3 protein-coding genes are annotated in these 6,636 nt (G+C 48.0%); all 3 read left to right on the top strand.

What is annotated here, in order from left to right:
• Positions 1 to 129: 129 nt before the first annotated feature.
• Positions 130 to 3,393 (top strand): DUF6383 domain-containing protein, encoded by a 3,264-nt coding sequence (locus tag DW103_RS17575; RefSeq protein WP_122278543.1) that lies wholly within the window; start codon positions 130 to 132, stop codon positions 3,391 to 3,393.
• Between the two features lie 137 nt (positions 3,394 to 3,530).
• Positions 3,531 to 4,058 (top strand): hypothetical protein, encoded by a 528-nt coding sequence (locus DW103_RS17570; RefSeq protein ID WP_122278541.1) that lies wholly within the window; start codon positions 3,531 to 3,533, stop codon positions 4,056 to 4,058.
• Positions 4,059 to 4,227: 169 nt separating this feature from the next.
• Positions 4,228 to 6,492 carry a DUF3987 domain-containing protein gene (locus DW103_RS17565; RefSeq protein ID WP_122278539.1) on the top strand — a complete coding sequence of 755 codons (2,265 nt, stop codon included), beginning with the start codon at positions 4,228 to 4,230 and terminating at the stop codon, positions 6,490 to 6,492.
• Positions 6,493 to 6,636: the final 144 nt, after the last annotated feature.

Here is a 6,636-nt window from a genome sequence, read left to right as displayed (position 1 = left end):
GACTAAAATAAACGTACGTTTAATTTAGTCATTATACAGAATTTAACGAATGGCTCAAAGCGTACCTTAGGAAGGGTTTGGATTACATATTATCTAAATACACGATTTATTAATTTAATTATTTAAAGTATGAACAAAAAGTTTTCTACTCTGATGGTCGGCACTTTGCTGGCCGCAAGTACAAGTGCCTTTGCTGTTACGGATGCCTACAAAACTATCCCTACGGTAACAGAGGTTGCAAGTGGTAGTACTACTATCACTTCCGGGGACCTGGTCCTTTTGAAAGGGGTTGGCGGTACTAATGGCATTGATTTGAATGGTCCGGCTTCAGGTAAGGTAAAGATGGATAGCCTTATCTGGAATACTGCCCTTACCGCAGGTCGTTCCAAAGCTCATGTGGACTCGTTGCTGTTTACGGTTACGCACAAACCGGTAGCACAGATGTATAATGGTACTCCTATACAGGAAAATGTATTCACATTCGCCAGCCGTTATGTAAAGTTTGCCTTCGCTAAACCGGCAGCCGGAAAAGTGGCCAATGCTTTCGTAAAAAGCAATGGCGAACTGAATGAATGGATTTTGCCGGAAGCTTATATGACAACAAAAGCGAATAACTCCTCTAATAACGCTTTAGGTTATGCCCCTTACGCTATCGCATCCCGCGTTGGTAATGGTGATGCAACTCCGGACAGCGTGTATGTATTGGCTACATTAAAGGTTAAAGATGCAAATGATAATGCCGCCGGAACTGTCCAGATTGTGAAGATTGGGTATTCAGATAAGCTGGATGCTGAAATCGCTCAATACGGGAATTACATTAAGTTTGATAAGGGTGAGGGTCAGTTGTTAGAAGCTGCATCCGGTAGTGCTTCCAATGCCACCCACACCTTAGTAACCTTCTCCGGTTTTAAAGTAACCGGTGATTTGGACTTCGCAGTTCCTTATAATGAAGTTGAAGCTGCCCTCGGATATAAAACACCGAGCTTCGCATTCGGTACGGCAGTATCCCAAGGTGAAGAAAACCTGCTGGCTGCTTACAACTGGGAAGTAAAGCAATTTGAAAGAGGCGACAATGTTCTTCTGAAAGCCGTCGGTGCAAAACAAGATGTTACCAACCGCGATTTGTACCTGACTGTCGATAATGCTTGCTACGACGATGTAAATACAGCAAACTTCAAGTTGGCTTTGGATACACTGCCGGGCGATGGCAATAGCAGTGCTGTACCTGCAGAGATGTTCCGTAATAAAGATACTTATGCCTTTACTATCAAGGCTAATTTTACGAACGACTCAATCTCTATTTCAACGGTTAAAGTACCGGCAAGACAAGATGACAACTCTTTTGTAGATAAGAATGGCCAGACACAGGTAGAAGCTAAAGTTGCAGTGATTGCCGTCAAATCATTCTTGGGTAAAAATGTCCTGACGACTATTGTTACTAATGACGATAAGACTCCTGCTCCTCTCATCACTCCTTCCGAAGACCCGACAAAGGAATTGGAAAATGCAGGTAGTGCTGCTGAGTTCACCGATGGCGATGTGTACAACATCTACGACATGAACAAGGTAAAAGCAAATGGTGAAGTGAACCCGGATTATGGCAAAGCTCTGATTATCGACAATATGAACAACAGAACGATACAGAAGTTCGTGAAACTTGCCAATTTCGACAATACATTGCCTTCTCACCAGTGGGTAGTGGTGAAACAAAAGAGTGCCAAAGTTTATTCCTTTACGAACCGTGAAACAGGTGCCGGCGTAGATGCAACTGCCGAAAGCGGCAAGACTACTTTGACGAATGTAAAACTCTATCCGGTAAGCGGAACTACAAATGAGTACACATACGGTACGAAAGCCGATACCATCAAGTTGGAAAAAAGAGCTGCCTCTACCTTGTCTAAATTCGACGGCTATCGCAACATTACGAAAGAAGAACAGATGAACAAAGTGTTCACCCTGCGTTTCGTAAGCGAATTGCTGGGTAAGGAAGCGTTTGTACAGCAAGGTGCAGACTCTCTGATGATGGTAACTCTCGACAACAAGGCCAAGGCTGCTCAAGTTCGCTTCTTGCAGATGGGTGATTCTATCAAATTAGGTAAACTGACTATTGCTCCGTACGCAATAAAATTGGGCCGTTACTTCCTGACTTACGACAAAACGAAGAAAGTATACCGCTTCACAACCAAACAAGAAGGTGAAGCCGAAGGCGAAGCTCCTACCGTAGACGATACGTTCGTATTGACGAAACTGATAGGTGGTAAGCTGGCTTTGGTTCCTTCTACAACTGTAAATGGTGGAGCTCCTGAAAAACTGGCTATCGACAGTAAAGACGGAAGCGCCGTTAAGGTTGCTTTGAACAGCGACTTGCGTCATACATTCGAACTGACGGAACCGGAAGCTCCTATCTTCGCACAGGTAATGCCGAAGACTGATACCACACTGGTAGACGTAAGCTTCTCGTCTGTTGAAAACTTGGGCTGGCAGATTGCCGTAGGTGCAGACAACTTCCTGTATGAAGGTGTTCCCGCTCTGAAAGCCGGTGGTGCCGAATACGACAAGGCTGCATTCAAGTTCCAGTTGGATACTGCTTACATACAACGTCCGGGCAATACAATGCCGTTGTATTACATCACACGCGACGCTGTTCGTGGCGACTCTATCCCTGTTCCTCACGAACATATCAAGGGTGACGACCATGTATGTCCTGCTCCACTGCCTAACGACACTCTTTCCGGTAACTATCTCTTCATCATGGAAGACTCTCTGGGTATCTCAAGAGAAAACGACCTGAAGTACGGTTACACTTATAATGCAGAATATGAATCTGTAGGTGCTTTCGCAAAATTGCAGATGGTTAAGGCTAAACACATCGGAGATAAACTGATTGTGAACCCGGGCCGCGTAACACCGTCGTCAATGGATACACTGATAGCCGGTGAGATTGCAAATAACGCTACAGTTGAACAGATGCAAACACAATGGTTGGCTGGCCGCAATGCCGAAAACAAAGCTTTGTTTGCCTTCCGTATCAACCTGGACAACAAGGATGAATATGCTATCTACAATCCTTCAACACGTAAATATATCACTTATGTGAACGGTTTTGTAGTAGCTTCCGAAGTTGCCGCATTCTATAACCTGAAAGATAAAGAAGGTGGCAATGTAGCCAACGAAACTATCGACCAGACAGCTTCAACCGTATCCGTACTGGCTAAGAACGGAGCCGTGGAAGTTGTAGGCGCAGCCGGCAAGAAGGTTGTTGTCAGCAACATGCTGGGTCAGGTGAAAGCAAATACAGTTCTGACATCCGACAATGCTACTATCTCCGTACCGGCCGGTATCATGATAGTTGCCGTAGACGGTGAAGAAGCTGTGAAGGTAATTGTGAAATAAAGCAATTTATAATCAAGAATTCTACCGGATTGCGCGGTAAGCTGCCAATTAGCCCGCGAGGGCGAACAAGCAATCCGGATAATTTAATATTAATAATACTAAAGTAATGAACTAAAAGTTCACCTGTTTTCTCCCCTGTGAAGGCCGGAAAGCAGAACAAGACAAGAAGCCTCGGATGTTTATTCCGGGGCTTTTTCTTGAACGACACGGCGGCTTTGTCCCCCCGGAAGGGTGCAGCGTGCGTTCAACGTTTTCGAAATATAAACTTAATAATAGAGAACAATGAAAAAAAAGAAACATCCGTTCCGGCCTCTTCCCCGCTTGAAGAGCTGGTAAGAAAGATTAACGAACTGCGTGCCGAACGACTCGAAAAGGGAGAACTCTCCAGGCCACGCAGGGCGACACTCAACAAACATATCAAAAGCCTCGAAAACATACTACAGGCAAGCATCATTTACGATGAAGACCGTATCCCGGTGAAGGATAGCTACAACACCATCCGCCATATCAAGGAAATCCGACGGCTCCCTGAGTTCCAAAAAGAACAGGGATATGACGGACGCCTCTTCCGGCAAATGCTGAAAATATTCCACTTCAAAATAACCAAAGAAACGGTGGCGCATTATTATTATAAGGAAGAAAGGGAGGAGGATGAATTTCCTTGACTTTTATTTTCTTCCTGTTTTCCATAAAAAGGACATGTAATTAAACTTATTTATTTCGTAATGTATTAATATATAATATATTAAATATAAAAATGCGTTACTTTTTCATATTTGCACACGTGGATTATAAGCCCTACATTGCGCTTATTAATTTAAAACGAAAAATAACATGGAAAAACAACAAAACGTTTCATTATTTCCAAATTTACGTAAGTTCGAAACAGAAGAAATTTCTTTACAACAAGTCATCACCCGAATCAAGGAAGGTTATTGGGAACGGGCACTTGCCGCCTATCGTGCGGCTCGTGCCTCAGGCAATCAGAAACAGGCCGCATGGCTGAAAAGCAACTTGCCCGGTTTCACCCCGTCGGGCGTGTTTCGCGGTGGACATAGGGCCGGGCAAATGGCTGCATACAACCAGGTGATAGGTCTCGATTTCGACGATGTAGCCGAGCCGGAAGCTTTGCGGAACGTCTTTCTCGCTTTGCCTACCACACTGGCTCTCTTTGTCAGTCCTTCCGCCAACGGCCTGAAAGTGTTTGTCCGGGTGGATAGCTCCGCGGAACAACATGCCACGGCTTACCGCCAGGTGGCCGCCGCCTACGAGGAAGCGGGAGGGGTGCAAAGCGACCTGAAATGTAAAGACATCAGTCGTTGCTGCTATGTGAGCCATGACCCGCAGGCGGTCTACCGGGAAGATGCCGCCGTGTTCCACGTCACCCGTCCTGCCGACGCATGCACGCTCGATGGAGCGGAAATGTTCGTGAAGAAGTATTTCGATTGGAATCCTCCCTTCGAAGGCAACCGCAACCAGACCGTCTACAACCTGGGCTGCGCAGCCAACCGCAGGGGTTTTCCGGAGGCTGAAATAGCCCGTATCTGCCGGTTGAGGCTGCAATCGGATTCGTTTGGTGCAAACGAGATAGAACGCGCCTTACATTCTGCATATCAAGGGAATAGCAACGAATATGGCAATCACATGCGGGCGAACGGACACAAAGCGGACACTACGGACACGGCCACTTTTCGGGATATGCCATCCGATTCCGACGCCTTCGAAGAGGAGGGGGAAGACCTTCGGGGAAAGACTCCTTTCCTGCCCCGGGAGCTGGCGGGCAGTCTTCCGCTGTTGCTGCAAAAAGCGTTGGAACCTTATGACGACCGACGCGAATACGACATGGCTTTGTTGGCCGCCTGCGGGGTGCTGAGCGCCTGTCTGCCCGGCGTATCGGGAACGTACCGGCAGAAGACGGTAAATCCCAACCTTTTCGTCGTGGAGGTGGCGCCTCCCGCCAACGGGAAAGGATGTATCGACGATATGCGTCGCTTGGCGGAGCGTTACGAGGCTTTACTCCGTCTGGAGTCCGAACGGGAAGAACAGGAATACCTGCAGGCTCTCGAAGAATGGGAAGTGAAAAAGACGGAGGCTCATCACCGGAAACAGGCTGTCCGTGTTGGCGATGCGCCCGTGAAGGTGGCGGTATGCCATCTGCTGATACCGGCACAGGTCACGAAGGCTCGTCTCCTGCAACATCTGGCCGACAACGGGCAAGTGGGCGGATTGATTATCGACAGCGAAATCGACACGCTGCTAAACGCCAGCCGCCAGGATTACGGCCTGTTCGACGACATCTTGCGCAAGGCGTTCCACCACGAGCCTATCAGTTCGTCCCGCAAGACCGACAATGAATATACCCGTATCCTTCACCCTTGTCTTTCGCTTGTGCTGGCTGGTACGCCTGCCCAATTCTCCCGGCTTGTGCCGAATGCCGAAAACGGCCTGATGAGCCGTCTGATGCTTTATACCTGCCGCTCTGCCGCCACCTGGCAGGATGTCTCGCCACGTGAAGGCGTAGAGAGCGTGGATACCCGTATGGCACGTCTTTCCGAAGAGGTGATGGAGATGGCTTGCCGGTTGCGCAAACAACCGCTTAAAATCAGTTTGACGCGTAGGCAATGGAGCGTGCTGAACCTCCGCTTTGCCCATCTGCTGGAGGAGACGGACTGTTTCGGGGATGATGATTTCCTGAGTGTCATCAAGCGTTACGGACTGATGACCTATCGCCTCTGCATGCTCTTCACCGCCCTCGAAGTGGCTTACGGCAAAGAGGATATACCTGTATACGCCACTTGTAGCGATGTCCATTTCGAAGCGGCTCTCGCAATCGCTCTGATAAGTCTGGAGCATAGCCGCCTGTTGATGACGCAGCTTCGTCCGGCCCAGGAACATCCCGACCTCCGTGTCCCCCTGAAGTACCGGGATATTTTCTCCCGTCTTCCGGAGTATTTCACCTTGCAGGAATTTTATACCGAAGCTGCCGTGTTAGGTATCAGCGAACGTTCTATCCGTCGTCTCCTTAACCGTCTTATCCCGAAATATATCACCAAGATTGCTCCCGGCAATTATCAGAAAAACTCGTCTGCCGCTGCCTGAAGCAGGGACATCTTTCACTTGAAAAAAGGCTTTATCTCTTTCCCCCCGCTCTCCTTCCTATCCTAAAAAGTGGCCGTGTCCGTAGTGTCCGTCCGCGTCCTTCTTTCTACCCTATAAGGTAACAACAGCTACCTTATAGGGTAA

Origin of the sequence: Parabacteroides sp. AM08-6 (assembly GCF_003473295.1) — a bacterium.
Lineage (GTDB): Bacteria > Bacteroidota > Bacteroidia > Bacteroidales > Tannerellaceae > Parabacteroides.
This window is presented reverse-complemented; position numbering and strand designations above follow the sequence as displayed.